The organism is Micrococcus sp. HG099, assembly GCF_024723355.1.
GTDB classification, from domain to species: domain Bacteria; phylum Actinomycetota; class Actinomycetes; order Actinomycetales; family Micrococcaceae; genus Micrococcus; species Micrococcus endophyticus.
Genome location: NZ_JANQCJ010000233.1, coordinates 1 through 1,707 on the forward strand (window position 1 = coordinate 1; position 1,707 = coordinate 1,707).

Below are 1,707 nucleotides of genomic sequence, written 5' to 3' on the forward strand. Positions count from 1 at the left end.
GGCCGGGGGCGGCGGCCGCCAGCTCCGGCTGGCCCACCGTCCGCCACGCCAGGCCGAGGGCGTCCGCCAGGGCGGTCACCTCGGCCGCGCGGGCGGCGTCGCGCACCCCGAAGACGACCTCGTCCGCGCCGAGCGTGGCGGCGGCGAGGACGGCCGCCGTCGCCGTCCCCCCGTTGCCGAGGATCCCGACCGCGCCACCGGAGCCCCGCTCCGCGAGGCCGGCGGAGGCGAGGGCACCGAGGATGCCGTCCACGTCCGTGTTCTCGGCGTAGACGAGCCCCGGGTGCTCCGGGTGGTCGCGGACCAGCGTGTTGGCCGTGCCCAGGAGCCGGACCCGCTCGCTCACGCGGCCGGCGCAGCCCACCACGGCGCGCTTGAGGGGCATCGTCACCGAGCAGCCCAGCCAGTCCTCCCCGCGCGCGGCGGCGTCCCCGCCGTCGGCGGTCCGGGGCGCGCCGAGGCGCCCGGCCACGAAGGCGCCGACCTCGTCCTCGCCGAGGTCCCGGCGCCCGTAGTCCACGTCCAGGCCCAGGACCCCGTAGGCGGCGCCGTGCAGCACCGGGGAGAGGGAGTGGGCGATCGGCCGGCCCAGCACCGCCGCGCGCAGCCGCGGGGCGGCCGGCGCGCCCGCGCTCGCCTCCGCCCGGACGTCCGAGGGCGCGCCCATCAGCACACCCCCGGGTTCGAGGCGCAGTAGCGCTGCAGGGTGCGCACGTGCTCCTGGTGCTCCTCGTACGTGCGGGAGAACTCGGTGTGGCCCGTGGCGATGTCCGTGGTCACCCAGTAGTAGGCGTCGGTGTCCGCCGGGTCGAGGGCGGCGGCGACGGCGGCGTCCGAGGGCATGCCGATCGGTCCCGGGGGCAGGCCCGGGTGCACGTAGGTGTTGTACGGGTTGGAGGCGTCCTGGCGCTGGCCGGCGCTGAAGCTGAGGCTGCGCACGCCCAGGCCGTAGGTGACGGCGGCGTCGATCTGCAGCAGCCCGCGGGTCTCCGTGTTGTCCGGGGCCAGGCGGTTCTCGATGACCCCGGCGACCGTGCGGTAGTCCCGCGGCAGCGCCTCGGCCTCGAGCAGGGAGGCGACGGTGAGCACGCGGAGCTGCTCGTCCGGGTCGTCCACGCCGAGCTCGGCGAGGTCCGCGAGCACGGGCCGCACCAGTGCGTCGACGACCTCCTCGGCGCTCGCCTCCACGGGCAGGCGGTACTCCCCCGGGTCCAGCCACCCCTCGAGGGTCTGCGCCTCGGCGGGGACGCCGTAGCGGGCGGGGTCCTGCGTGGCGGCCGCGAGCTCCTCCCGCGGCAGGCCGGTGGACTCGGCGAGGGCGTCCAGCACCTCCGTGAGGCGCCGGCCGCGCTCCACCAGCACGTAGTGCACGGCGCCGTCCGCGGTGCCCTGCAGGACGGCCAGGGCGTCCGCGGCGGGCATGCGCTCGCGCATCACGAAGTCGCCGGCGCGCACGACGCCGGACGCCGAATCCTCGGCGGCGCGCTCGAACGCGCGGGCGGAGGCGACGACGCCCGCAGAGTCGAGGCGGCGGGCCACCGAGGCCAGGTCCTCCCCCGGCTCCACGGAGAAGGTCAGCTCCTCGCCCTCGATCCCGTCGTGGTCCGCGCCGCCCAGGATCCCCTGGACGACCAGCACCACAACGGCCAGGAACGCCATCGCCGCCGCGCCGAGGGCGATGCCGCCCCGCAGGCCGGAGCCCCGGCG

Annotated in this window: 2 protein-coding genes; both read right to left on the reverse strand. The window is 77.7% G+C overall.

Annotated elements, in window-relative coordinates; translation table 11 throughout:
* Positions 1 to 667, reverse strand: a 667-nt coding sequence (locus NWP10_RS11875; RefSeq protein WP_258301039.1) for a shikimate dehydrogenase, incomplete at its 3' end; no start/stop codon positions are given.
* On the reverse strand, positions 667 to 1,707 hold a 1,041-nt coding region (gene mltG, locus NWP10_RS11880; RefSeq protein ID WP_258301040.1), incomplete at its 5' end, for an endolytic transglycosylase MltG. The genes mltG and NWP10_RS11875, both read right to left, overlap by 1 nt.